General features: G+C 54.3%; 25 protein-coding genes, 1 tRNA gene and 1 riboswitch. Of the genes, 9 read left to right on the top strand and 17 right to left on the bottom strand.

Annotated features, from left to right (window positions below; translation table 11 throughout):
* Positions 1–40: 40 nt before the first annotated feature.
* The 9 genes from mgtE to K1718_RS13830 form a co-directional block, all read right to left on the bottom strand.
* On the bottom strand, positions 41–1,456 hold the full coding sequence (mgtE, locus tag K1718_RS13870) for a magnesium transporter (protein ID WP_152501476.1): 1,416 nt from the start codon (positions 1,454–1,456) through the stop codon (positions 41–43).
* A gap of 180 nt (positions 1,457–1,636) precedes the next feature.
* The gene (locus K1718_RS13865) at positions 1,637–1,960 is read right to left on the bottom strand and encodes a hypothetical protein (protein ID WP_265682122.1); all 324 of its coding nucleotides are present in this window, start codon (positions 1,958–1,960) and stop codon (positions 1,637–1,639) included.
* Between the two features lie 55 nt (positions 1,961–2,015).
* Positions 2,016–2,594 (bottom strand): hypothetical protein, encoded by a 579-nt coding sequence (locus K1718_RS13860; RefSeq protein WP_265682124.1) that lies wholly within the window; start codon positions 2,592–2,594, stop codon positions 2,016–2,018.
* A gap of 196 nt (positions 2,595–2,790) precedes the next feature.
* On the bottom strand, positions 2,791–3,204 hold the full coding sequence (locus tag K1718_RS13855) for an ankyrin repeat domain-containing protein (protein ID WP_265682125.1): 414 nt from the start codon (positions 3,202–3,204) through the stop codon (positions 2,791–2,793).
* 254 nt (positions 3,205–3,458) lie between these two features.
* On the bottom strand, positions 3,459–4,040 hold the full coding sequence (locus K1718_RS13850; RefSeq protein WP_265682126.1) for a cupin domain-containing protein: 582 nt from the start codon (positions 4,038–4,040) through the stop codon (positions 3,459–3,461).
* The gene (locus tag K1718_RS13845; protein WP_265682127.1) at positions 4,040–5,929 is read right to left on the bottom strand and encodes a TRAP transporter permease; all 1,890 of its coding nucleotides are present in this window, start codon (positions 5,927–5,929) and stop codon (positions 4,040–4,042) included. The genes K1718_RS13850 and K1718_RS13845 overlap by 1 nt, the downstream gene beginning before the upstream one ends.
* 51 nt (positions 5,930–5,980) lie before the next feature.
* A complete protein-coding gene (locus tag K1718_RS13840) occupies positions 5,981–6,913 on the bottom strand; it encodes a TAXI family TRAP transporter solute-binding subunit (protein WP_152501472.1) in 933 nt (310 codons plus the stop codon).
* 463 nt (positions 6,914–7,376) lie between these two features.
* Positions 7,377–7,463, bottom strand: a tRNA-Leu gene (locus K1718_RS13835).
* Between the two features lie 130 nt (positions 7,464–7,593).
* A complete protein-coding gene (locus K1718_RS13830; RefSeq protein WP_152501420.1) occupies positions 7,594–7,860 on the bottom strand; it encodes a FliM/FliN family flagellar motor switch protein in 267 nt (88 codons plus the stop codon).
* A gap of 96 nt (positions 7,861–7,956) precedes the next feature.
* On the opposite strand from K1718_RS13830, the gene lipB reads away from it, so the two are divergent.
* Complete coding sequence (gene lipB / locus K1718_RS13825) at positions 7,957–8,658, top strand: lipoyl(octanoyl) transferase LipB (RefSeq protein WP_152501419.1); 702 nt, start codon at positions 7,957–7,959, stop codon at positions 8,656–8,658.
* A 20-nt stretch (positions 8,659–8,678) separates the two neighbouring features.
* Here lipB and K1718_RS13820 read toward each other — a convergent pair whose 3' ends face one another.
* The 4 genes from K1718_RS13820 to K1718_RS13805 all read right to left on the bottom strand — a co-directional run bounded on the left by K1718_RS13820 (position 8,679) and on the right by K1718_RS13805 (position 12,146).
* Positions 8,679–9,545, bottom strand: a complete 867-nt coding sequence (locus tag K1718_RS13820; RefSeq protein WP_265682130.1) for an NAD-dependent epimerase/dehydratase family protein — start codon at positions 9,543–9,545, stop codon at positions 8,679–8,681.
* 12 nt (positions 9,546–9,557) lie between these two features.
* Positions 9,558–10,412: a glycosyltransferase gene (locus K1718_RS13815; RefSeq protein ID WP_265682132.1), complete on the bottom strand. Its 855-nt coding sequence runs from the start codon at positions 10,410–10,412 to the stop codon at positions 9,558–9,560.
* Positions 10,413–10,420: 8 nt separating this feature from the next.
* Positions 10,421–11,641, bottom strand: a complete 1,221-nt coding sequence (locus K1718_RS13810; protein WP_265682134.1) for an NAD-dependent epimerase/dehydratase family protein — start codon at positions 11,639–11,641, stop codon at positions 10,421–10,423.
* A gap of 217 nt (positions 11,642–11,858) precedes the next feature.
* Positions 11,859–12,146, bottom strand: coding sequence for an acylphosphatase (locus K1718_RS13805; RefSeq protein ID WP_152501415.1), 288 nt, complete (start codon positions 12,144–12,146; stop codon positions 11,859–11,861).
* 328 nt (positions 12,147–12,474) lie between these two features.
* Here K1718_RS13805 and K1718_RS13800 point away from each other — a divergent pair, with 328 nt between their 5' ends.
* A complete protein-coding gene (locus K1718_RS13800) occupies positions 12,475–14,106 on the top strand; it encodes a putative bifunctional diguanylate cyclase/phosphodiesterase (protein ID WP_265682136.1) in 1,632 nt (543 codons plus the stop codon).
* A 54-nt stretch (positions 14,107–14,160) separates the two neighbouring features.
* Here the strand turns inward: K1718_RS13800 and K1718_RS13795 are convergent, their stop codons facing one another.
* From K1718_RS13795 to K1718_RS13785, 3 genes are all read right to left on the bottom strand, one after another.
* On the bottom strand, positions 14,161–15,066 hold the full coding sequence (locus tag K1718_RS13795) for a DMT family transporter (RefSeq protein WP_265682138.1): 906 nt from the start codon (positions 15,064–15,066) through the stop codon (positions 14,161–14,163).
* An 82-nt stretch (positions 15,067–15,148) separates the two neighbouring features.
* Positions 15,149–15,297: riboswitch (FMN riboswitch) on the bottom strand.
* 115 nt (positions 15,298–15,412) lie between these two features.
* Positions 15,413–16,078 (bottom strand): HAD hydrolase-like protein, encoded by a 666-nt coding sequence (locus K1718_RS13790; protein ID WP_265682140.1) that lies wholly within the window; start codon positions 16,076–16,078, stop codon positions 15,413–15,415.
* A gap of 98 nt (positions 16,079–16,176) precedes the next feature.
* Positions 16,177–18,189, bottom strand: coding sequence for an acetyl-CoA carboxylase biotin carboxylase subunit (locus tag K1718_RS13785; RefSeq protein ID WP_265682141.1), 2,013 nt, complete (start codon positions 18,187–18,189; stop codon positions 16,177–16,179).
* Positions 18,190–18,439: 250 nt separating this feature from the next.
* Here K1718_RS13785 and K1718_RS13780 point away from each other — a divergent pair, with 250 nt between their 5' ends.
* Together K1718_RS13780 and K1718_RS13775 are read left to right on the top strand one after the other, a co-directional pair.
* On the top strand, positions 18,440–18,910 hold the full coding sequence (locus tag K1718_RS13780) for a hypothetical protein (RefSeq protein WP_152501410.1): 471 nt from the start codon (positions 18,440–18,442) through the stop codon (positions 18,908–18,910).
* A gap of 334 nt (positions 18,911–19,244) precedes the next feature.
* Entirely contained in the window at positions 19,245–19,556 is a 312-nt protein-coding gene (locus K1718_RS13775) for a hypothetical protein (RefSeq protein WP_152501409.1), read from the top strand.
* A gap of 75 nt (positions 19,557–19,631) precedes the next feature.
* On the opposite strand, the gene K1718_RS13770 is transcribed toward K1718_RS13775, so the two are convergent.
* Positions 19,632–21,164 (bottom strand): acyl-CoA carboxylase subunit beta, encoded by a 1,533-nt coding sequence (locus K1718_RS13770; protein ID WP_152501408.1) that lies wholly within the window; start codon positions 21,162–21,164, stop codon positions 19,632–19,634.
* A 271-nt stretch (positions 21,165–21,435) separates the two neighbouring features.
* On the opposite strand from K1718_RS13770, the gene K1718_RS13765 reads away from it, so the two are divergent.
* The 5 genes from K1718_RS13765 to K1718_RS13745 all read left to right on the top strand — a co-directional run bounded on the left by K1718_RS13765 (position 21,436) and on the right by K1718_RS13745 (position 26,563).
* Positions 21,436–22,437, top strand: a complete 1,002-nt coding sequence (locus K1718_RS13765) for a hypothetical protein (protein ID WP_265682144.1) — start codon at positions 21,436–21,438, stop codon at positions 22,435–22,437.
* Between the two features lie 110 nt (positions 22,438–22,547).
* A complete protein-coding gene (locus K1718_RS13760) occupies positions 22,548–23,972 on the top strand; it encodes a circularly permuted type 2 ATP-grasp protein (protein ID WP_265682146.1) in 1,425 nt (474 codons plus the stop codon).
* Complete coding sequence (locus tag K1718_RS13755; protein ID WP_152501405.1) at positions 23,973–24,923, top strand: alpha-E domain-containing protein; 951 nt, start codon at positions 23,973–23,975, stop codon at positions 24,921–24,923.
* A gap of 21 nt (positions 24,924–24,944) precedes the next feature.
* The gene (locus tag K1718_RS13750; protein WP_152501404.1) at positions 24,945–25,763 is read left to right on the top strand and encodes a transglutaminase family protein; all 819 of its coding nucleotides are present in this window, start codon (positions 24,945–24,947) and stop codon (positions 25,761–25,763) included.
* A gap of 68 nt (positions 25,764–25,831) precedes the next feature.
* The gene (locus tag K1718_RS13745; RefSeq protein ID WP_152501403.1) at positions 25,832–26,563 is read left to right on the top strand and encodes a proteasome-type protease; all 732 of its coding nucleotides are present in this window, start codon (positions 25,832–25,834) and stop codon (positions 26,561–26,563) included.
* Positions 26,564–26,580 lie beyond the last annotated feature (17 nt).

Here is a 26,580-nt window from a genome sequence, read left to right as displayed (position 1 = left end):
TCCGCCGATCGCTATCCCTATTAAACAGCATGACGGAAGGCTAAAGCGGCAGCCCGAACCACAGCGCTGCAATCCCGAGAAAAGCAAAGAAGCCAACAACGTCCGTCACGGTGGTGACGAACACGCTCGATGCAATTGCGGGGTCGACATTCATCCGATCGAGTACAATCGGGATCAACAGGCCGGAAAGTCCGGCAAACAACATGTTTATGATGATTGCGCCGGCGATCACGATCCCCAGACCTGGACTGGCAAACCAGAGCCAGGCTGTGATACCGATAAGCACAGCCAATGCCAATCCATTGACTGCGCTCACAAGGATTTCACGATTGAGAACGCGGAGAAGATTTCGGGCGCTGAGCTCCTGAGTGGCAATACCGCGCACTGCAACGGTCATGGTTTGCGTTCCGGCATTCCCACCCATGGACGCCACAATGGGCATCAGAACGGCAAGAGCAACCATGGCTTCGATCGTCTCTTCAAACAGTGCGATCACCACAGATGCCAGAACCGCGGTTCCAAGATTGACAACCAGCCAGGCGAGACGCGAGCGCGCAATGGTGACCACATCATCTGAGATTTCCTCATCGCCAACACCCGCCAGCGCTCGAAGGTCTTCTTCTGCCTCCTCCTGAATGACGTCGACAATGTCATCAACCGTCAGCACGCCGACCAGACGGTCATTTTCATCCACAACTGCCGAGGAAACTAGATTGTAGCGCTCAAAGCGCCTGGCAACTTCCTCCTGATCCTCGGTCGCAAGAACCGCCTGGCGACTCTCTTCCATGATCTCCGTCACCTTCCGCGCCCGCTTGGTCCGCAGGATCTTGTCCAGGTGAACTGACCCAAGCATTTTGAACGCTGGATCAACGACATAGATTTCATAAAAGCTGTCTGGAAGGTCCCGGGCTTCGCGCATGTAGTCGATGGTCTGACCGACGGTCCAGAACTGCGCCACCGCGATGAATTCGCTCTGCATGCGCCGTCCGGCACTGTCTTCGGGATAATCAAGCGCCTTTTTCAGCTGGGCTCTGTCGGCGTATGGCAGCTCTTCCAGAATTGCCGCCTGGTCGTCCTCATCGAGGTCTTCCAGAATGTAGACGGCATCGTCTGAATCGAGATCTTCCAGACCTTCTGCGATAACCTCGTGCGGCAGATCTTCCAACACTTGCAGGCGCACGGCCTCGTCGGTCTCGGTCAGTGCCGTATAGTCGAATTCATCTCCGAGCAGTTGAATGAATTCCGCACGGTCATCGCCGTTCAGCGTCTCAAGCAGGTCGCCTGTATCGGCCTCGTGCAAGTCGCCTGCAAGCTGTCTCAGTCCATACGTATCATGCGCCTTGATGGCGGCTTCGACAGCAACGATGAAGTCAGGATTGAGGCGTTCTTCCTCGTCGCGAACGGGAATGACAGGATCGGGCGTGGTTCGAACGTCAAGCTCAGCTGCTTCACTCATCCGGCGCCTCCCACTCCTCAGACGAACTGCCCGCAACGCCCAGCGCCGCACTGTCGTCAAGAACTAGCGTCAGACGGCACAAAGCGCTACCGCAAAAACTCAGCCGGTCCACAGACTTGGATAGAACTTCCCAGGCCGCTCGGCGAGAAAAGACATTTTCAGCAGCAGGTCTTAACAGCCTTAAAAGCCACGGCAGTTCTTGCCTCTCGCAACCTCTCTGAGGGTCTCCAGATAACCTCGCGCCCTTGTCGGCAAAATGTCTTCATCATCTGAAATACAACGCTCTGCCCGACTGAATGCGCGTCGCGCCCTTTCCGTTTTCAAACACACACGCCCTTCAGCCAGAACTTCCTGCTCCACATACCAGAGCTGCTGACACGTCATCGCACCGAAACGCCCTGGATTGGTCGAGAGGCTTTGAGCAATCGCTGTTGATCCTTCCGCGAGGCCTGTCAGCAAGACCAGGCAAAGTGCCAGAGATCGCCGCATCCGCTTTGAGTGCATTTAAGCTTCTTCTTTCAAAGGCAATGGAGCTGGGAATGTGGTTGGACACCCAAGCTTAGTTTTCATCGCATTCGGACGGACGGGTATCCATTGTCCACTCCCCAACCGGCAGCGCTTTCAAACTCGTTCGAAAGGTCTTGTCATTCAGCTCGCCTTTGCCGGTCAGCAAATTGACATCGCAAATGCCGTTACTGTCCGGATCAAGCGTATCGTAATAGGTATAGGTGTATCCGGCGACCAGAAACCGACCCTTGCGATAGACTATGGTCAGGATCTGTTCCCAACGATTGCGCCCTATTGAAATGTTCTCCGAATAGACCTTGAGAGCGCCTTTCTCAGTCGCCTCGATCCAGGGTTCTTGGCCGATACCACCCCGCCAGACAATGTCCTTTGCATAGACGTTCTGTGTCCACCCGTCTCCCGCATCCGTAAATATGTAGAGATCAGCTCCCTCTTCACTGTCTGCCAGCACCGCCTTGTAGCGATAAATGTCGCCGTCAACGGGAGCGGTCACCATGCCTGAAACGGCGCTGGGTGCTATCGTCTTTGTCTCGGCACCAACATGCGTGGAGAAGGCTAATGAGGAAACAGCAACAATAAGCGAAAGAACTGTTCCAGAAACAGATTTGAACATAACGGCCTCCTAAAAAAGTGTTTTTTAAGTGACCTTGACGGCCCAGTGAAGAGAGAAGCTCGACACGAGCAAGCCTGTCACCAAAACCGGGCAAGAATGTAGCTGCGATGGTCGTTCGCCACAATGCGTCTTTGAAGGCAGACAACCCGTTCACATTGACGGCAAAGCGCGGCATCACATCAGGACCAAAAACTTGTCACTCCTGGTAGGCAGGCTTGGCTCCGGCTTTTCGCCTCAGCAAGGCTCTAAACTCACTGCCGAGATCATTTGCGATATTCTGTGGTGATTGGCCGAATTCCGAGACCAACGAGACACCTGCGCCTGCATTGAGAAGCAGCTCAACCGCAACAATGTTTCTCTTATGCAAGGCGATATGGAGCGGCGTCTCCGACATGTCTCCGACCGCATTGACGTCAGCGCCTGCCTCAATCAGCCTTTCAATGCCATAGTTGTTGCCACGTCGAGCCAACACATGAAGAGGCGTATCCCCATCGGCATCGCGGCTATCGACCGTCACGGGCGCAACGCCAAGCTCGGCGGGGAAAAGCGTATCGGAACATGACGCCAGGATTTCATCCAGCGACTGCCTCCGTTTCAATTTCTTGCCCACAGAACACACCTCATTGTCATGGCCCTTCTTATGCCATAAGCGGGCAGTCCTTTTCACAACGTGAATCTTTTGATCGCATTTCTATCGAACTGACGCGTGTTTTTGAGCTCGCCCTTGCCGGTCTTTCGCCGCAGGACTGCACTCCGGTGGAGGTCTCAGCTTGCTCAATTGCGTTGACCCGCACAAATGTCCTTCAGGGGAACTTCCGAGCGCAGGTTGGCACTGCACAGAGGAAAGCCGCCCCTTTCATGCCGTCAGCGTGGCGGAATACCCTTTCCTTCACCGGCCTTTGCGACACCATCGATCAGGATGAACATGATCGTGCACGGTTCCGTGCCGCGGTTCGCCCAGGCGTGATTGGTTCCACGTTGCACAACCACATCACCGGCCTTGAGATGAACATCCTCTTTTTCTTCATCCATCAACATCCAGATCTCACCGGACAGAACGATCCCATAGTCCACTGAATCGGTGCGGTGCATCCATGGATGACGCCCTCCTTGCACGACATTGGCACCCGCCCCCATCTCAGCAAAGGCAGCAGCACCATCCTCGCTAGAGAGCTTTGCCATCACCTCAGGGTCTTCCGGCATGAATTCGACACAGCGAAAAACCGTGCCATCCTTGGGAGGATGCAAAATGAACGGTCCCGTGCATGTCTCGGTCGGTCCGTCATACTCGGCCGGGGTCTGATCGGTCAGCCAGAAATTTGTGAGACGTACACCCGGGCGGTTTGGCCGCTCAAGGACCTGGGTTGCGATCTCATCGCTCTCGATAATGGCGATGCCGTTGGCATCATGTCCGGTGACAACGCGCCGAAACTCTCTGTGCTGCATCAGGTTCTCTTTGGATTTGAGGTTGCAGATTGAGTGCGGTCTATTGCGACAACCGCAAGGAACAATAGAATTCCGATGACTGCGCTGAGCCACCCCTGGAACAAAAGGCAGAGTCCTGCAGCAGCGGCCAAAGCGCGAGCTGATGCTGACAATGGCCGGCTGAGTGTTCCAATGATGGCAACCGCAATAGCGAAGGTGCCGATTGCAGCAGTGACGACTGCGGCTGCATTGGCAACCAAGGACGCGTTCATCAAAAGCCCGGGGCCATAAACAAACGCAAACGGCAGAACAAAGGAGGTCGCCGCGTAGCTTGCCGCAGTCCAGCCAACCTTGTTGACATCTGCTCCGGCAATGCCTCCTGCCACATAGGAAGCAAGGGCCACAGGCGGTGTAATGGTTGAGATGCATCCATAGTAAAACACAAAGAAATGCGCTGTGAGGACGGGCACGCCCAGTTTCACAAGGGCTGGCGCGACAACTGTTGCCAGGATCAGGTAAGCCGCCGTGGTCGGCAACCCCATCCCGAGAATGATGGACGTCACCATGGTGAAGAACAACGCCAGAAGAAGATAACCGCCGGAAGCCAGATCGATCAGCGTGGCGATCTTCGATCCAAGCCCTGTCACACCAAGGACACCGGCAATGATCCCCGCGGCTGCACAGGCGGCTGAAATAGTGACCACCGAGCGTGCGCCTTCGGAAATGGAAGTGACGATTTTCCAGGCAAATTCCATGTCGATTTTACGATTGCGAACGACGTCACCGACAATCAGGACCAGCATCGCCCAGAGAGAGGCCATGAACGGCGAATAACCCATCAGCATCATCGTGATCAGCGTGCCAAAGGCCGCTATGAACGGCGCTCCCTTCAGCAACGCCCTCGATAGCGGCTCTTCGCTTGTTGTTGTGCTCGTGTTCGGCGCGATCCCGGATTTTATCGCCTGCAGGTGAACGACCACGAAGGCTGATCCAAAGAACAAAAGTGCCGGCAAGATCGCAGCTGCCATCACAGAGGTGTATGGCACGCCCACGATCTCGGCCATGATGAACGCCGCCGCTCCCATCACCGGTGGCATGATCTGCCCCCCTGTAGAGGCAACAGCTTCGATCGAGGCAGCCTGATGAGGCGCATAGCCTTCGCGCTTCATGATCGGGATCGTCACGGTTCCCGTAACCGCAACATTGCCCGCAGCCGACCCGCTGACCATGCCGATAAGCGTCGAGAACAAAACAGCAGCTTTGGCGGACGCAGCTCGAAGGCCGCGCGTGCTGCGCACCGACAATTGAAAGAAGAAGTCGCCCGCGCCAAAATTCGACAGGAGCGCCCCAAATATCGTGAAGACGATGATATAGGTCGCGGCCACACCGACCGGAATACCATAAATACCGGCAGTATCTGTCGTCAGGACTACAACGATCCGTTCCAACGTTGAGCCACGTCCTTCCAGCACTCCCGGTAAATAAGGCGCGGCAAAAGGGTAGAGAAAGAAAACGAATGTGATTGCGGCCAGGATCAGCCCGATCCCGCGCCGGGCAGCCTCAAAGACGATGATCAAAAGCACGACACCGGCAGCAAAATCGGTGTCGGTGGTTATTCCACCACTGAACGCAATCGCTTTCCAGCGCATCAACATCCAAACGCTTGCCCCGACCGCCGCAGCAACCAACAGGACGGTCAAGACGGCATTGACCTTTGTTCCTGCCAGTTTCTGGCTCGCCGGTTTGATGACGAACAACAGTGAAAGCGCAAGCATCACATGCGTCACGCGCATCGGCATGGTCGAGATTGCAATCACGCCCGACACGACGAGTAGATGATAAGCGCCAAGCGCAAAGCCAGCGGCAAAGACGCCGTTTTGCACGGTCAAATAGCGGGATAGCCAAGTCAAAGCTGGATCCTGACCGGTTGGGGGCGCATCCCCCCAACCATCGGTGGGTGACTACTTGCTGTCGAAATACGCCTTGGCGCCCGGATGCAGCGGGATCGCCAGGTTCAACGACATCGCCGGATCGATCTGACGCGCGTTGGCGTTTTCTGCTTTCAGTTCATCAAGGTTCTCGAAAATTGCCGAGGTCACTGCCTGAACGGTCGCAGCATCCATGTCATTGGGGGCAATCAGCATGTTGTTCACCCCGATCACAGTGCCAGGCTCAGCTGTGCCATAAACATCGGCTGGCACTTCAACAGCAACAAATGCTCCATTTGCTTCAAGCGCCTTGTCCAGCATTCCTTCAGAGAAAGAAATGAACCGGAGATCTGCGCCAGCTGTTGCCTGCATCACCGCGCCTGCCGGAAATCCGGAAAGTGCCAGCGTGGCATCCACCGTGCCATCGGTGAGCTGGCTGAAGCCGTCAGAATAGGAGACGAAGCTGGGCGTGATGTCATCGATGGACATGCCATGCAGCGGGAACAGAAAGTTCACAAATCCTAGCGTCCCGCCCCCGGCCGGACCAACTGCAACGCGCTTGCCCTTCAGGTCCTCAAGCGTCTGGATGTCGCTGTCGGCAAGTACCATCATGTGCAACACGGACGGATGGAGTGCAGCCACCGCGCCAATATCTATTGGTCCTGCCGCCTTGTAAGGTCCAGCCCCTTTTGTCGCAAGCACCGCAAGATTGTTGTTCGTGATAGCAATCTCGACCTCACCCGAAGCGATCAGATTGGGGTTCTGCACCGAACCGCCGGTCACGATCGGAACCATCGAAATCCCCTCGCCCGCATGCTTGTTGACGACATTGGAGATGCTTTGTCCCATGGGGTAAAACGCGCCACCCAGCGACGCAGTGCCAATGCGCAACTCTTCCGCAACCGCTGCAGAACTGATCAGCGAAACCGCGGCAACAGCCACGAATGTCTTCAGTGATTTGATCATGAAATCCTCCCTGGTACCGAAACCATTATTACGGTATTTTAGCAAGGAATTCAAAAAAATCGATATTATAATCCTTTTTCATAAAAAGAAGGTTTTCAGATCATTCTGGCTTCCGAACATTCACGCCAATGCGTGCAAATCAAATTGGGTACTCGTGCCGCAGATTGGTTGAGAGAGATGGCATGTTTTCAAGGCATGACCGAGAACACAGAAGTTTCCGCTGAGATCCCATCAATCGGCGGTTCCGAGAAACCTGCTCGCGCGCTGGCGTCATTCAAAACCTTGTTCACTCCATCGCAACGGCTGTGCTTCACCAACCGTCACACATTGACTGGCAAATGTCTGAACAATGCTTTTGAGAGACCCGGTCTGAAAATGGCGTGCGCCTTGCCTGCAACCGGCACACAAACCAAAAAGGCGCCCCGAAGGACGCCTATTCATCAATCAGTAGTCTGATTGTCTTTGGTGCGGTCGAGAAGACTCGAACTTCCACGGGTTTTACCCCACAGCGACCTCAACGCTGCGCGTCTACCAATTCCGCCACGACCGCATATTCGATTGTTTTCGGCGCCTGTCAGCGTCGAGGCGCTCCATGTAGCAAAAGGGCTTTGGGGGCGCAAGGGCCGAAGTGACATTAATTCACAAGGGCATGGAAATATTCTTGAGGCCCGTCCGGAAGCCTAGAGCGGACCGTCGGTCCTCATGGGACGGACTTCAGGCGGACGCATCAGAACCTCGGTGATGGAGATCCCGATCCTTTCGCCCAAAAGCACCACCTGCCCCTTGGCGACAAGCGTGTTGTTGGCGTAAATCTTGACGTCGTCATCTTCTGCAACGTCGAGATCGATGACCGCGCCACGGCCCATGCGCAACAGCTGATGGACAGGCATCTCGGACTCGCCGAGAACAACAGATATATCGACTTTGATCTCATCAAAGGTGGTCATCAGACACATCGATCCTTAAATAGGGCGAACGCCGCCAGCGCTTAACCATACCACGGCACGGCCAGCCAGCTCAAAAAACAAAGAAGTGTCATCCACATGTCACCTGCCGACCGCGACAGCCTCGCATTGAAATTTCTGCCAGAATCGGGCTCAGCACCCGTCGAATGGACAATCTCGGACAAGCTCGTCGACTACGAGACCGCGCTCGCCGCGATGAACGAACGCGTTGAGAGAATCATTTCAGGCGACGCACCCGAACAAGTATGGCTGCTGGAACACCCTCCGCTTTACACTGCCGGAACCAGCGCGGACGACAGCGATCTCGTTTCTCCCGATCGGTTTCCTGTTTACCGCACCGGCCGTGGTGGCCAGCACACATATCACGGGCCCGGCCAACGGGTTGCCTATGTCATGTTGGACCTGAAAAGACGTCAACAGGACGTCAGAGCCTTTGTTGCGGCCTTGGAAGCCTGGCTGATCAACAGCCTGTGGCACTATCATATTCGCGGCGAGCGGCGCGAAGACCGGGTCGGCGTCTGGGTGCGCCGGCCAGACCGTGGCGCGCAGGTCGAGGACAAGATCGCGGCCATTGGTATTCGCGTGCGAAAATGGGTGACCTTTCACGGCATCAGCTTCAACGTCGAACCGGACCTGGAGCACTTTTCCGGCATCATTCCCTGCGGCGTGGAGGAGCACGGCGTCACCAGCCTAGTAGACCTGGGTATTCCCGTCGGCCTTGCAGAAAATGACAGCGTGTTGCGGGCGGAATTTGAAAAGATCTTCGGTGACACCAGATAGCCGTGCAGCCTTGAAAACCTTCAGTTGAGCGATCCGATAAACGCCTGAAGGCGCTCCTTGCCGCCCGGTGCCCATCCGAGCGCTTTCAGCTTGCCAGGCTCCATCACGCCAACGGATCCGTCAGCGCGCTGCGGCAACGCTGCCCCACTTAATCCCCTGTGCTCGGCATAGAGTTTGATGAGGTCCTGACGGTCGAGCAGAAGATCGGAAACATTGAAAACTTCAAAGGGCGCATTTCTTTGAGACGCATTGTCAAGAATTCTGGCAACCGCATCAGCAAGATCTTCACCATGGACTTCCGTCCCAAGCCTTGGGTCGATGCTTTCGCCACGTTCAAACGCAGCGAACAGATCAGACCATTTATGTTCTTGGGTTCCAGGCGCCGTCCCGTAAACGCCGGTCGCTCGCAAGGATGTACCTTTGAAACGGTCATCGCACAAAGACTGAAGTGCCTGTTCACATACCAGTTTCACCTGGCCATACAATGTGTTCGGGTCTGTCTCCGCCGTTTCGCTGAGCACGGCCCAATTGTTGACCTCGGAGTAAACGGCCCTGCTTGACAAGAACACAAAATGAGCAACTCCAGCAGCCTTAGATCTTTCCATCAGGCGCACGGTTCCTTCCGCATTGCGTTCGATGAAGCCGTGCGGATCGTCTCCCTCGCCGTCCCTGTACTTGCCGGGTATATGCGACAAGGCGCAATGGATCAGCACATCGGCTTGGGGAACGTCAACTTGCGTGTCTGAAAGGTTCCAGGACTGGTAACCTGCTTTTAGCCAGTCAAGCGGCTGGCGACCCAGCGCTGTCAGCTGGTGCCCATCACGGTGAAGGCGATCAGCGATAAAACGGCCGACCAGACCGCTTCCACCGGTTATCAGAACGTGCATTCAAACAGCCTGTCAGGTTGCAAGGACCGCAGGCCCGGGCAAACACCCGATGTCTTCCGGCATTCCCGTCCCGCTCGCAAAGGCCTGCCACAGATCAACAAGCGGACGCAACAACTCAGCCTTGGGATGATCAGTTTGCCACGGTTTTTCATACTGGTAGTGCAGAACGTGAATTTGGTTCCAATCCCACAGTTCTGGCAGATTGAACCAGACATATTGCAGCATATTGTAGAACACAGGCAGGCCGTGCCAGTTGGGAAAATAGCTTTCCAGGAAAGTCTGGTCAGTCCGCCGCCAAAACACGTCCGGCTGATCCAGCGCAGTTGCCATTGCAGAAAAGGTCGCATCGCTCGGTCTGGCCGTGAAAACACCGCTGTTGAGACGATGAAAATCTGCAAGGCCTTCATAGACATTCGGCGCTGCGCAAAACTCAGGATACTCAAACAGCTTGTCACAATTCTTCAGAACCAACGCATCGGCATCAATGAAGACGACCCTTTCATAGTCGCGCAGTTGCCAGAGCCGCAGTTTGACGAAATTGTCCAGCGGCGTATGAAAAAGTGGTTTGCCGCCTTTTGAAAATGGTGCCGCCTTGTGCAACCTCCCTCTTTCGTGGCGTTCATTGAAGGCTGCAGAGGTTGCAAGTCTTTCACAGCGACCAAACCTTGGCATGAAGCTTTCAAGCGGGGTGAGATCAGCTTCCTCGACACCCGGTGTATGAAGCACCACCAGGTCGGCTTCTGTCCCGGTTCTTCGAAGCGAGCGCAACAGGGCTCTCGCTCCCAGAACATAGTCCTGATTGGTCACCAATGTGACATAGGCAACTCTGGCTGAGGGCGCTCGATCGAACGTAGGAGCACTGTCCATCGGTACAATCAGGAAACGGACTTCAGCCGAGGATGCTCAGGATCATGCTCGATTTCATCGGCAATTTCCTTCGTCCAGGCCGAGACGGCAGGCACTCGGCTCCGGTCAACCCGGTAAGCGTAGGCTTTGGCGACATCAACGACTTCACCAAGCAGCCCCTCTTCTAGGGTAATCGGATCGAGGCCCAACTCGAGAAACTGCTTGTTCTCGACAACAAGATCGTTTTCTGCCGCTTCCTTGCGTGGATTGGGCAGATAGGCAACCTTGGCGCCTGTTTGACGCGAAATCATTTCAGCAAGATCACGCACACGGTGGGTCTCGGTCATCTGGTTGAAAACCTTCACCCGGTCGCCGCGTATGGGCGGGTTCTTGAGGGCCAGTTCGATGCAACGCACTGAATCTTGTATGTGAATGAAGGCCCTTGTCTGTCCGCCCGTCCCATGAACCGTGAGCGGATAACCAATAGCGGCCTGGATCAGAAACCTGTTCAGGACAGTGCCGTAGTCACCATCGTAGTCGAACCGGTTGATCAGCTGTTTGTGGCGCAATGTCTGCTGCGTGTGAGTGCCCCAGACGATCCCCTGATGCAGATCGGTGATCCTCATCCCATCGTTCTTTGCATAGAACTGGAAGAGCAGCTGATCCAGACACTTGGTCATGTGATAGATGGAGCCCGGATTTGCCGGATAGAGGATTTCCTGGTTTGCCTTGTGTCCTGCAAGGGTGTCCACATCAACGGCAAGATACCCTTCAGGGATGGCAGCTCCCACGTTGGAATAGCCGTAAACCCCCATCGTGCCGAGATGAATGAGATGCGCGTCCAGTCCCAGCTCCACCATGGCGTTGAGCAGGTGATGAGTGGCGTTGACGTTGTTGTTGACCGTGTAATTCTTGTGCTGATCAGATTTCATCGAATAGGGCGCGGCGCGTTGTTCGGCGAAATGGATGATTGCATCAGGCCGATTGTCCGCAAGCCAGCCCTTGAAGACCTCATAGTCTTCGGCAATATCTATCAGATGAAAATTGATGGTGTTGCCGGTTTCCTGTTTCCAGATGCGCGTTCGTTCCTGAATGGAATCCATTGGCGTCAATGACTGTACGCCCAACTCCGCATCGATCCAGCGCCGGCTGAGATTGTCGACAATGTGAACCTCATGGCCCTTGTCCGACAAATGCAAAGATGTAGGCCAGCCGACAAAACCGTCACCGCCAAGTATCGCAATTTTCACAAGTCATCTCCCCGAGTTACACAATTTGGCACAGGCGTGCTTCACTCAAATTGTGCTATATGAGTGACCAGATCATTGCGATGATTCCGTGACAATTCAACGATGATTTTTCAGATTGATACACAATACCGCAGCCTGAAGCGTTTCTCGTTTTTGGCTGGTCTGGACGAACGCCGAAAGCGGTTCCGGGTGACATGCGCAATAGGTTCAGCTGTGGTTAGGCAGTGTCACGCATTTCAAAGTCGCCACTACAGGGGCTGACAGGCTCAAGATCCTTCACGGAACGAACGCGCGCAAATGACGGACCTTTCCAAATCGCATCCATCATATCGACGACCATATCCGAAGGACCTGAGAAAACGGCTTCCACAGAGCCTGTTTTCAAGTTTCGAACCCAACCGGAAAGCTGACGTCGCTCAGCCTCGGCTGCACACCATGCCCGATAGCCGACACCTTGCACCCTTCCCTCGACCAGTACATGAACGGTCAGTGGATCACTCGTCATTCAAACCTCATCTCATCCGCACTTGAATGAAGCACAATCATGGCGGTGGTTCCACTGAAGGATCGCGGTCTTCAGGCGCAATCCAAAGGCGTCGATTGGGAAGCGAGCGATTGAAACAGGTTTAATTGAATGAAAGTGCCCACCACTTTAAATTGAACAAAGGTTGTATCTAGTTCAACCTAAACAAATAATTCATCATAACTCGTCCAATAAAAACAAATAAAACAGAAAACTTGATCAATTTGTAATTTCAAACAACACAACTAATAATTTAGTAACATTTGCCAATAAGATTTGCAGTGCAGTAACTCTAGTCGAGTCCTTCCAAATGCCGTTCAAATCACTTGCCTTCGCGTCCAAAAAACGCAAAAGACTGTTGCCGGAAGTCGCAATAACACTTGTTGGACTTGCAGCATTGACCCTCATTCTTGCGGAGTTGGATGCATTCGAGCGGATCTATGATTTTTCACGCGCACATGAAGACTACGAACTGGATGAGATAATAACAGCGCTGTTTGCATCTCCAGTAATCTTGCTGGTCTTCGCTTTCCGGCGCGTACGAGACCTGAAAAAGGAAATCAGACGACGGGTAACTGCAGAAGCCGAGTTGAGGCATCTTGCACAGACAGATTTGCTGACCGGACTGCCGAACCGTCTCTTCTTCTTCGACACGCTCCGGAAACGTTTGAATTCACAATTAAGATCGAACCTTCCGATTGCGCTCATTCAAGTGGATCTGGATCGCTTCAAGCAGGTCAATGACAGGTTGGGACCTGCTTTCGGTGACTACATCCTCAAACAAATCGCGCAGCTGCTTGCTGAAAACGCTTCGAAGGACTGGCTTGTCGCGCGCATCGGTGGAGATGAATTTGTAGTCGCGGCAGACGTGGCACAAGAAGCAGACGCCCAGGCGATCGCCAAAAGGCTTGCAACAATCCTCAATAGATCCTTCATTCACCAAAGTACCGAATGCACGATTGGTGTCAGCATTGGTGTGGCCGTTCACCACAGCGCTTCGCTCACCAATAACACTGATCCTGAAACGCTGCTCATGAACGCCGATATCGCGCTCCATAGAGCCAAAGTCGGCGGACGAAACCGGATCGAAGTGTTTGAACCCACTTTCCGTTCCGACTTCGAAAGGAACACGGTCCTCTCCAACGATCTTCTGCGCGCCATCGCACGGAAGGAGTTCTTTCCCGTCTACCAACCGCTGGTAGACTCTTCGACGCAAAAAATCGTTGGCGCAGAAGCCCTTGTGCGCTGGAAACACCCAACGCGCGGTGTGCTTCCACCTGCCATGTTCATGGAGCTGGCGCAAACTCTTGGTGTGCTTGCCGATATCGACCAGGCCATGTTCGAAGAAGCAGTAAAGAAGAGAAAGACCTGGGAACGGATGCTGCAAAACCCGCCGCGCATTTCGGTCAATATCTCTGCGGAGCGCCTCAAGTCGCCAAGTTTCCTAAGCACCGTTCAAGCCGCCGGTGTTCAACCGAATACGATCATCTTCGAGATAAGCGAGGCGGTGACGTTCGAAGAGCTTGACGATGTTTCGAAATACAATCTTGATGCCCTGGAGGGACTTGGCGTTGAAGTTGAGATTGATGATTTCGGGTCTGGCCGCGCATCGATCCTGAGCCTTTTGGAAATGAAACCACGCCGACTGAAAATCGACAGAAACCTGACGGCACCCGTTGTTGAGTCCGAGCAGGCACGAAGCCTTGTCGCGAGCATTCTCGATATCGCTCACACCCTATCCATAGAAGTGGTCGCAGAGGGTGTTGAAACCAGTCAGCACGCGGAAATTCTCAGAGAACAAGGCTGTTCACTGCTTCAAGGATACTATTTTTCCCGCCCGATCGAGGAAACCGCCTTTGAAGAGCTGCTCCAATCGGAACAAGCACGCAGTGCGAGATGGCCAACACAAGGACTGGGTCATCGCCCAGCCGCGGCAGGTTAAAAAACCGCTTCATTCTCAAAGACACTCATTAGGCACCTATAAACGTGCCTAGCCTCAAGCCGTTCGGGATATGGCCGTGCTTCGCTTTTGTTCATCCAGCATGACAAGTAGCGATGCCCCCACAATGACCAGTGCACCCGGCCAGAAAGCCCCGGAAGGCGCAAACCCAAAAGCCAGGAACCCAACGGCAATGTTGAGTGGCAGTTTCAAATGGTCAAAGGGCTGCACAAACGTTGCGTCGGCATTTTTATAGGCGAGCGTCAGCAGGTAGTTGGCAACGACTGTCAGGACACCAGCGCCGATCAGCAACCAAAGGGCATTGCCTGAAGGCACAATTCCGCCATCACCAAGAGCAAGCAGAGCATTGACCGGTGTCAGCAACAGCAGCAGATAAACCGTAATGGAATCTGCTCTTTCGGTCGCTGTCAGCTTTTTGGTCACGAGAGATGTACCAGCCCAGAAGGCTGCGGCAGCAACAGGCAGGACAGCCCCCCAATGAAACGCCTCAGTCCACGGCTGGAGGATAATCATACCGCCTGAAAAACCGGCAACGGTCGCAAGCCAGCGGACAACGCCCACTTTCTCGGAGAAAAACAGCTTCGCGCCGATGATAACGAAAAACGGAGACGTCATAACAAGAGCAATCGCTTGCCAGATTTCCACTCTTGCAAGGCCCGCCACCCACAACTGGATGCCGACGACAGCCAGTGCGGCCCGCATCAGATGCCAACCGAGTTGACGCGTTTTCAGGGAAGACAGGCCCCGCCGGAGAACCCATGGCAAGGCGATGAGCAATCCAAGGGCATATTGCCAGAAGGCCGCCGAAGTTGACGGGACGCCCAATTGCATTGTCGAGGCCTGCAGAGCCCCATTGACCAAGGCAAAGCATGCCCCCGCGCCGACCATCGCAAGCGCGGCAAACAAGGGGCCTGAGAAGGCTCCGCGAGAAGGTGAAGTCATTTCGTTTGATCCTGTCCGGTTCGTCCATTCCAGAACAGTCTCAAAAGACACGCGTCCGCAGGCCTTGCTGTTAGACCCGCGTCCAAGTTCTCTCTCATCCGGACTGTAACCGTCGGCTCCGGCTTCTCACCGGATCTGCTGACCCTTGAAACAAACGTTGCAAGGCGCTCGCGGGCTCCAGGTTTCCCTGATACCGCCGGTGGGGAATTGCACCCCGCCCCGAGAACTGTTCTCTGCACCACTGTCTAACGGTTGCGCTTGTTCTTGGCAACGTTTTCGTGGTCAAAATTTCAGTGTTACTGAAAAGCCGTGAACCTTCCGTTCTGGTCTAGCGGCAATGAGAGCTTCACGCTCGGGAGAATTTGCTCTCAAGATACTGGACAATCTCAGAAGGCTGACGAGCAATCAGTACCGGGTCTTCCTTGTGGAGCTCATCATGGCTGCCGTAGCCCCAAAGTACTCCGATGCTTTCGACACCATTCGCCTTTGCACCAATCAGATCGTGTTCGCGGTCACCAATCATGACGACTTGCGTTGACGTAATGCCCTCTTCGTCGAGAATGTAAGAGATAAGGTCGGCTTTTGCCGAACGTTTGCCGTCAAGTTCTGAACCGTACACCTTGCCGAAATACGGCATCAGTTCGAAATGTTCGACGATCTTGCCGGCATAAGCGTGAGGTTTGGACGTGCAGACATGCAATTCAAATCCCAAAGACCGCAAGTCACTCAAAGTCTGAGGTATCCCCTCGATCAAGGTATTCTCGTAGAGACCAACGTCGGTGAAACGCTCTCTATAAAAGGCAACGGCCCGGTCCAACTCGGCCTTGTCATCGGTGTCCAGAAGAACGCGGAAACTGTCCCAGAGCGAGGGTCCGATACACCAATGAAGATCTTTTGCATCCGGAACCTTCGATGACATCTTATCAAGAGCTTGCTGGATTGAACGGGTAATGCCCTCAAAAGGGTCAGTAAGCGTGCCATCCAGATCAAACAAAACGGTTGTAACGGACATCCGGTTTTCCTGTTAGAGAATCAATACGGCCCATGACGAAGACATCATGGGCCGCAGCACTAGCGTTTGTCCGCTCACAGTGTCAATCAAACCTCAAATCACGAGAACTCCATGATCACCGCGTCTACTGCAAGGCTGTCACCTGGTGCTGCCTTGATGGCAGAAACCGTGCAGTCCCGCTCTGCTCTCAGGACATTCTCCATTTTCATGGCTTCGACAACGGCAAGCTGTTCACCAGCCTTCACCTCCTGCCCTTCGTCAACGGCAATCGATACGACGAGCCCCGGCATTGGACACAACAACATCTTGGATGTGTCCGGCGGCAGCTTTTCAGGCATCAGTTCGTCAAGTTCAGCAACCCTTGGGGTCATAACTTTCGCAACGACCGAATACCCTTGCCAGTCGAGTCGATGGCCACCAGTTACCTTGCGGATCTGCACTGTCACCGGCTGATCGCCGACTTTGCCTGACCAGAGCGGGTCACCAGGTACCCAATCCGATTCAACATTCATCACAGGACCATCGCCGACGGCAACATCGAGTTCGACTGGTGTCCCGGGATAACCTGCAGCAAGACGTATCGGCACATAAGTCTTGTCGAGCCGAACAACCCAGTCCTCCCGAATAGCGCCCGAATGAGGACGCAAGCGGCCTGGCAGATGGTCCAGACGTTCGCGTTCCAAGGCTCCCATGGAAAGGGCAACTGCCGCCAGCACAGAATATGCTGCTTCATCTGGAACGGCAGGTGAGAAACCGTCCGGGTATTCGTCGGCAATAAAACTTGTTGCCAATTCCCCGGAACGCCAACGCGGATGGTTCATCAACGCGGTCAGGAATGGAACGTTGTGCTGGATCCCATCAACATAAAACGCATCAAGCGCTGTGCTCATAGCATCGATTGCCTGCTCACGAGTCGGAGCGTGGGTGATCAGCTTGGCAATCATGGGATCGTAGAACATGGAGATCTCCGACCCTTCGACAACGCCGGTGTCGTTCCGGATCGTCGAACCGTCTGAAGAGGCCTCTTCTGGTGGCTGATAACGGACCAGACGTCCGATCGACGGCAGAAAGTTCCTATATGGATCTTCCGCATAGATCCGGCTTTCGACCGACCAGCCGTTCAACTTCACATCATCCTGAGCGAGCGACAGTTTTTCACCCGCTGCAACGCGGATCATCTGCTCGACAAGGTCAACGCCCGTGATCAGTTCTGTGACCGGGTGCTCCACCTGAAGACGGGTGTTCATCTCCAGAAAGTAAAAACTCTTGTCCTGACCGGCAACGAACTCGACCGTTCCTGCACTGTCGTAATCGACGGCATTCGCAAGTGCGACGGCTTGCTCGCCCATCTTGCGGCGCGTTTCCTCATCCAGCAGCGGCGACGGAGCTTCTTCAATGACTTTCTGATTACGGCGCTGGATCGAGCATTCGCGCTCTCCCAGGTAAATCGCGTTTCCGTGCTTGTCACCAAGCACCTGAATTTCAATGTGACGCGGGTTTTCGATGAACTTTTCGATAAAGACGCGATCGTCGCCGAATGACGATGCAGCTTCGGACTTGGAACGGGTGTAACCGTCCCTGGCCTCTTCCGCATTCCAAGCGATACGCATTCCTTTGCCGCCACCGCCGGCGGAGGCCTTGATCATCACCGGGTAGCCGATGTCACCTGCTATCTCTACGGCCTGATCTGCAGATTCAATGACACCCAGATACCCGGGAACCGTGCTGACCTTGGCATCGTTTGCGAACTTTTTGGACTCGATCTTGTCGCCCATCGCCTCGATTGCACGCGAGTTCGGCCCGATCCAGACGATCCCTTCTTTGGCCAGTGCTGCTGGAAAGCTCGCACGTTCGGACAAAAACCCATAGCCAGGGTGAACCGCCTCGGCACCGGTTTCCTTGCAGGCGGAGATGATCCTGTCGGCCACCAGATAGGATTCAGCAGCTGCTGCCGGTCCGATATGAACTGCCTCGTCAGCCATCTCTACATGCAACGCGTCCCGGTCCGCGTCTGAATAGACAGCGACCGTCTTGATGCCCATGCGACGTGCCGTCTTGATAACCCGGCAAGCGATCTCGCCCCGGTTGGCGACAAGAATTTTCGAGAACATTGAATTCCACCCAGCTGGATCGTTTCCAGAGTTGTAGGCTGGCCCACTGCCCTGCGCAACTTATCCAAAGGGCGAGAGGAGTATTGCGGACACCTTGCTACGCACTCCCTCTGGCAGCTGAGCTACAAACGGGATGCACTTGACCGAAATGTGATGCATTTCTGCCAGTTCCGGCAGCAATTTGCGAACGGTCTTTATCTCAATCTTAAGAAAACTACTGCAGTAAATACTGATGCTTGGAGGAGAACTCATGGCAAAGCTTTTTGCTTTTGCACTTGTTGCAGTCAGTTTGTTGTCTCACACCGCGAACGCAGAAACGTTCGCCAAGTGGAGCCGAGGCGACGTCGACGGTTTCACCCGTTACTGGACCACAAACAATGTTGGTGCGAATTTCGTCATCTGGTGCCATCCGGACCGCAAGGTCAACGGAACTGTTCTCCACATCGAGATTGATGGACAAACTCCGGCGCCAAGCAGCCACATCAAACTGATTATTGACCAGGAAATTCTTGATCTGCCTGTGAACAAACAAGGTTATATCGGCAGCGACTGCGCGACCTGCTCTGACAGTTTCAGCTATGTCTGGCACCGCTTGCGCGCGGCAACCACATTGGCTGTCAAATTCGAAGACAATCGGTATGCAGGATTTTCGCTCAAAGGTGTCAAACAGATCCTCCCGGGCCCTGTCTGTCCGACAGACTTCGGGAAAATACATTCCTGAGCAATTTCCGGATATCAGTCCCTTAACGTTAGTTTTCTAACACATGCGATTCAGGCACACAGGCGAACCACCAATTGAGCCTGTGACTTGGGACTGCCTCCCCCGGTCAAGTACGGGCAGCTCCCTAAGCTTTCGACTCTCCAAAAAGGCAAGCTCACAAAATTTGGGAGCTAAGCTGTCTTTAAGTGTCCGACGTCACATCTCCGCACCACAGATTGGTACAGACTTCGCTAAGTTCTTACCTTAGGGTAAGGTCAAGAGTCTCACTTTGAACTATTGCTAGTCGCCGGATTTCAAACTCAACAAAGTTCACCGGCATCGCAAGGAGATATCGATGCACAAAGGCAAACTCTTTAGCGCTACGCTCGCTCTTGCCGGTTTTTGCATGGCTACTGCCGCCGAGGCACGCCCGGACCTTCGTCAAATGACCTGCGCACAAGCACAGAACATGGTAGTCCGGCACGGTGCCGTCGTCTTCACGACAGGCCAGCACACCTATTCCATGTTTGTTTCCAACAGAAGCTATTGCGATTGGAACCAGGAACTGTTCGTGCAGTACGGTCCGACACGCGACAACCGCAAATGCCCGGTGGCTTATCAGTGTAAAGAACCTCTGTTCGGACGCGGCTTTAACCGCTGGAACTGATCTTCAGTACCAGACACCAAAAAGGGCCGAAAAATCGGCCCTTTTTCATTTGGAAACCAAGCATTTCGGTTCTGCTCAAAGCGGAATGTTGTCGTGCTTCTTCCACGGCATTTCGACATTCTTCGACCGCAGCAAGGCAAGCGCTTTGGCAACCCTGCGCCGTGTTGAATGAGGTCGGATGACGTCGTCAATATAACCGCGTTCCGCAGCAACAAACGGGTTTGCAAACCTGTCTTCATAGTCCTTGGTGCGCTGGGCAATCTTGTCAGCATCGCCAAGTTCGGATCGATACAGGATCTCAACCGCACCTTTTGCTCCCATGACGGCAATTTCGGCTGATGGCCAGGCATAATTGATGTCGCCACCGATATGCTTGGAACTCATGACGTCATATGCACCACCGTAGGCCTTGCGCGTAATCACGGTCACTTTCGGCACAGTTGCTTCCGTGTAGGCAAACAGCAATTTCGCACCGTGCTTGATGAGGCCACCATATTCCTGCGACGTCCCTGGCAAGAAGCCGGGCACATCGACAAAGGTTACGATCGGAATACCGAAACAGTCGCAAAAACGCACAAATCTTGCGGCCTTGCGGCTGGCATCGGAATCCAGAACCCCAGCGAGCACCATCGGCTGGTTGGCTATGATGCCGACTGTCCGCCCCTCGATCCGGCCGAGCCCGGTGATGATGTTCCCTGCAAAACTGCCTTGCAGCTCGTAGAAGTCGCCCTCATCAACTGTTTTAAGAACGAGTTCCTTCATGTCGTAAGGCTTGTTCGGATTGTCCGGAATTAGCGTATCCAGGCTGTTGTCGATACGATCCGGGTCGTCGTAATTCGTCAGTTCAGGCAAATCGGCCTGATTGTTCATCGGCAGAAAGTCGATGAGACGCCGCATTTCATCCAGGGCCTCGACATCATTGTCGAACGCCCCGTCCGCGATGGAAGACTTTGTCGTGTGGATCGACGCGCCACCAAGTTCTTCTGCGGTCACTGTCTCGTTGGTAACCGTCTTCACAACATCGGGCCCGGTAACGAACATATAGGACGTGTCTCTGACCATGAAGATAAAGTCGGTCATGGCCGGACAATAAACGTCACCACCGGCGCAAGGACCCATGATCAACGAAATCTGCGGAATAACACCCGAGGCCAGCACATTGCGTTTGAACACCTCACCGTATCCGCCCAGCGCAGCGACACCTTCCTGAATACGGGCACCACCAGCATCGAAAAGACCAATGACAGGCGCGCGATTTTGAAGCGCCATATCCTGCAGCTTGGTGATTTTTTCAGCGTGTGCTTCCGACAAGGAGCCACCAAAAACCGTGAAATCCTTTGAAAACACATAAACTGTTCGGCCGTTGACTGTGCCCCAACCGGTCACAACGCCATCGCCGGGTATGTGCTGTTCTTCCATGCCGAAATCGGTGCACCGATGCTGCTTGAACATGTCAAACTCTTCAAACGAGCCTTCGTCCAACAGGATCTCGATCCGCTCACGCGCCGTCAGCTTGCCTTTTGAGTGCTGCGCGTCGATGCGACGCTGCCCGCCACCAAGCCGGGCAGTTTCCCGGCGGGTTTCCAATTCGGCCAGAACTTCTTTCATCCGGTCCTCCCAAGATACGTCAGCTGAGGCTCTAACATGCCCCCCAGTCGCAGCATAGTCAGCACATGGGATTATGGGGAAGTACGCCTACGCCTCATACAAAACGGCAAAAATATGATTTGCGACACATCCCCTAACGTTATTTCATACTAAATTCGGTGATTGTGAACGGGCTCCCTTTGACCTGAGTCCGGGCACTGAAGGGATTTTGCCCTGCAATAAAAATGCATTTTTATGGCTTAATACTGCAAGCCGGCTGGGAGCATTTGCGATGACTTTATACAGTCCCGAAACAACATGGATTGCCATTTTAGGCGGCGGTTTCTCTGGTTCGATACTCGCTGGAGGAAGTGTTTTTCAGTTCGATCTCTGGAATATGGGATCGAAGAAATTACCCATACAGGTTCTGGTGACCGGCAAGCGCGCCGGCTTGATGGCGGAGGCCGGCACCGCCATGGCGATTCTTCTTGTCACGGGCTGCAGAACGGCAAGAGAGATGGACGGCATTACATCTTCCGGGCTCGACTGGGAACTGTCCTTTGGCGGTGATGCGGATGCGGTTGTCAAATCCGGCGCAAGTGTTTTCAAGGAAGTTATGAAAGCTGCGGGCAAGCAAACCGGTGAATGGGCGTTGCATGAATCAGGAAAACGCCTTGCCCAGTACATTGTTGGCGACCTCGGCGTTGTTCAGCAGGGACGACAATTCAATCTTCTGCCCACACCAATATCTGCCTCCATCGGTGCCGGGATCTTTTATGAATGGCAGAAACTGCACGTGCTCGACGGTGAAATAGGTTGGAACTATATTTCGCCGGAATATTCGGTCGAGAACCGATCCGGCAACGTTTACATGCGAATGAAGAACATCCCGGTCAAAGACGGCACAACAATTCATCTTGGCTTTGGCGTGGACGAATGGGGGATCGACGGCAACATCAAGTGGACACCAACGTCTTCCGGGCCACGGATCGGTCGCAGCAGACTGCATATTGACTGTGCAGTCTATGGCGGAGAGCTCTATCAGAGCTTCAACCGCAATGAACAGCCCGGCATCAACCTCAGTCAGCTGCAGCCCGCAGGACGCAGCGAAGCTGGCATGCTGACAGTCTCCAATACCAAGGAGGTCGCGAAAAACGGTAAGCTCACCATCTACCCGCGTATCTTCAAATTCACGAACTATCCCTACTGGTCAGCAGACGACACCATGACCGTGCATGTTGACGGCAAGGGACGGTTTACAAAGGTGGATGGAACGACTTCCTTTAGAGACTAATGCGTAAGATTGCCTAAAGAGTGAGCAAGAGCGCCGCCAGTTTGTACTTTGACAGCCTTCAGAAATTTGCAATGATTGCTTAACAACGAAGCACACGCAAAGGGGAGGCAATGGCGGACGCTCGCACTTTCTTCAATGAAATGCTCGACGAGACCGGGAACTCGCGCACTCCGTATGCCAGGCTCTCAAAATGGCTTGAAGACAAGCCCGCCAACTTCCTTTCCAAAAAGAGCCGAGATGCAGAAACGATCTTCAGACGTCTCGGCATCACCTTTGCGGTCTATGGCGCCGAAGAGGCAACCGAACGCCTGATTCCCTTCGATCCGATCCCCCGAGTGATATCGGCCGGGGAATGGCGCCGCTTGTCAGCCGGCATTGACCAGCGTGTGCGGGCGCTGAATGCGTTCATGCATGATATTTATCACCGCCAGGAAATCTTGAGGGCCGGCAGAATACCTGCCGATCTGATTTTGCAGAACGAGGCTTTTCTCCCGGAAATGGCCGGGTTCACACCTGCACGCAAAGTTTATGCGCATATCATCGGTACCGACCTCGTAAGGGTGTCTGAGAACGAGTTCTATGTTCTTGAAGACAATACCCGCACCCCTTCCGGTGTCTCCTACATGATGGAGAACCGGGAAACCATGATGCGCCTGTTTCCAGAGCTCTTCCAGATGCATCGCGTCGCCCCGGTCGAGCAATATCCCGAAAGCCTTCGCCTCACCTTGGAAAGCGTTGCTCCGGACCTGTCCAAATCAACCCAGACCGTGGTCGTCCTGACGCCCGGCATTTATAACTCTGCCTATTTCGAGCACGCCTTTTTGGCCGACTCAATGGGCGTTGAACTGGTTGAAGGCCGGGATCTATTTGTCGACGCAGGCAAAGTGTTCATGCGTACGACGCGTCAACCGAAACAGGTCGATGTTATTTACCGGCGCATTGACGATGCGTTTCTGGACCCCCTCACCTTCAATCCGGACAGCATGCTCGGCGTGCCGGGATTGTTTGACGCCTATCGTGCCGGCAACGTCACGATCTGCAACGCGCCTGGAACGGGTATCGCAGATGACAAGGCGATCTATGCCTATGTCCCCGACATCATCGAGTTCTATACAGGTCAAAAACCCATACTGAACAACGTGCCGACCTGGAACTGTTCCCGCCCTGACGATCTTGCCTATGTCTTGGACAACCTTGAAGAGATTGTGGTGAAGGAAGTCCACGGATCTGGTGGCTACGGAATGCTGATAGGTCCAACTGCGTCGAAGCGGGAAATTGCTGAATTCCGAAAGGTTCTGGAATCCAATCCAACCAACTATATCGCACAGCCTACCTTGGCCCTGTCGGCCTGTCCGACACACGTGGCATCGGGTGTTGCCCCGCGCCATGTAGACCTTCGCCCGTTTGTCCTGATCGGAGACCGGGTTCGCATTACGCCTGGCGGCCTGACCCGAGTTGCGCTGAAAAGGGGATCACTCGTCGTGAACTCCAGCCAGGGCGGCGGCACCAAAGACACCTGGGTACTTGAGGACTAGATGCTCGGAAGAACCGCCTCTTCGCTGTTTTGGATGTCGCGCTATCAGGAGCGCGCCCTGAACGTCACGCGCCTGCTGGAAGTAGGCTACCGCGGCGCCATCATGTCTCACATGGGTCAGGAGCACGGCACACACTGGACTTTTGCGCTGACTTGTGCCGGTTGTGAAAGCGGTTTTCAAGCCAAATACGACGAACTGGCTCTTCGCAATGTCACCAATTACCTGATCTTTTCCAAAGACAATCCGGCAAGTGTCAGAAACAGTCTGGAGCATGCGCGCAACAATGCCCGCGCGGTGCGCACCAGCATCACGACTGAGCTTTGGGAGGCGATCAACACAACCTGGATCGAGTTTGCCGAAGTCAATCCACAATCGATCACACAGGAAAAACTTCCAGATTTCCTGGCCTGGGTCATCCAACGCGAACATCTTTGCCGCGGAGCGTTTCTGAACACCGTCCTGCGGGATGACGGTTATTGCTTCAGCCAGATGGGCAATTTTGTGGAGCGCGCCGACAATACGGCCCGCATCTTGAACACACAGTATTGGGTGCTTCTGCCCGACAACGACATCATCGAAGACGGTTCCACGGACCGTTTCCAATGGTCAGCGATCCTCAGGGCACTTTCCGGTCGCAGAAGTTATCGTTTCGCCTATTCAAATGCCCACCTGAAGGCGTTCAACATCGCAGAGTTTCTTGTGCTCAGGAAAGAGATGCCGCGGTCTCTTGCGCACTGCTATGACTGGATCAGCGATACTGCGGAAGACCTTGAACAATTCTATGGCTCAAGCGAGCCGAGCCTTCAGCTTGCCACAGACATCGCAAAAGAACTGAGGCAAAAGCAAATGCGGGAAATCTATCAGGAAGGCCTCCATGAATTCCTCACAGACTTCATCGGCAAGAACAATCAGTTCGCCCAACAGCTTTCCGAAGACTACAATTTTGCCTGACCTGAGCCCCGGACCGACCCCATGAGACTGACTGTCCGACACACGACTCGATACCGCTACGACACGCCGCTGGCCAATGCCATGCAGCAACTCAGGCTGACACCGGAAGATGGACCGTCACAGACGATCGTGGAATGGTCCATCGATGCTCCCGGCATTGAGCGTGCCACCACTTACAAGGACGCCTTCGAGAACCGTGTGCATATGGTCTCCAGAAGCGAGCTGGTTGAAACGGTTGAGATTACGGCGTCGGGCACCGTCGACACAGTCGACACCAACGGCGTCATCGGTCACGAACCGGATGCCGGCGCTCCGACCCGCCTCTATACGCGCGTGACACCGCTGACCCAGACAAATCAGGCGATCCGCAAGCTCGCGACACTTGCCGAAAGCCACGACAAGATCGCCGGCTTTCACGCGCTGATGCATGCCATACGAGACAAGGTGGACTATAAGATCGGCGTGACCGAGACCCACGCCTCCGCCACGGCTGCTTTGGCCGCTGGCGAAGGGGTCTGCCAGGATCATGCGCATATCTTCATAGCTGCCGCCCGCTCGATCGGCATTCCAGCCAGATACGTGTCGGGATATTTGCTACTGGAAGAAGAACAGGCTTCGGAGGCGCACCATGCGTGGGCGGAGGTTCTGATCAATGGATTGGGATGGACCGGATTCGACATATCCAATGCCATGTGTCCGACCGACCGCTACGTTCGCCTGACGACCGGGCTCGATTCTCGCTCTGCGGCCCCCATCAAAGGACTTCGTTTCGGCGGTCTTGAGGAAAACCTTCAAGTAGAAGTGGATGTCGCACAGGCTGCTTTGCAACAGCAGCAATAGCTGTCATAAGGCAAAGACTTGAGCCGAGCCTTCGACGCCCGGCATTGAAGCATGGGCGGGGCTTTGAAATGACCTATTGTGTCGGGTTGAAATTGGACCGGGGGTTGCTGTTCGCAGCGGACACGCGGACCAATGCCGGTGTCGACAACATTGCCACGTTCAAGAAACTGCACACTTGGGAAGAACCCAACGAACGCGTCATCACGTTGTTGTCGGCTGGCAATCTGGCCATTACCCAGGCCGTCGTTTCACTGTTGAGCGAACACATCACGTCTGTTGAAGACGACCGTGCCACGCTCATGACGGCCAAGACGATGTTTCAGGTTGCACGCCTGGTCGGCAGTGCCGTGCGTGAAGTCAAGGAAATCGATGGCGAAGCGCTGGCGACCAGTGCTGAAAGCTTTTTTGTCACCTTCATCCTCGGTGGACAGATCAGGGGTGAAGAGCCGCGCATGTTCCAGGTCTATGCTGCCGGAAACTTTATCGAAGTCTCCGAGGACACGCCGTTTTTGCAGATCGGCGAGCATAAGTATGGAAAGCCCATTCTTGACCGGGTGACCCGTTCGGACATGCGCCTGGGTGAAGCGGCAAAGCTGGTCCTTCTGTCTTTCGATTCGACCTTGCGGTCCAACCTGTCTGTCGGCATGCCGATCGACATGCTTCTCTACAATACCGATACCTTCTCAACCGAGCGTCAGGTTCGGATCGAACAGAATGACCCATATTTCCGGAAGCTTTCACAAAGCTGGTCGGACAAGTTACGGGAAGCATTCGGCGATATCGATGAGTTTGAGGTCTAGCCTCACTACAGCCTGTC

The sequence above is a fragment of the Roseibium porphyridii genome (assembly GCF_026191725.2).
Lineage (GTDB): Bacteria > Pseudomonadota > Alphaproteobacteria > Rhizobiales > Stappiaceae > Roseibium > Roseibium porphyridii.
This window is presented reverse-complemented; position numbering and strand designations above follow the sequence as displayed.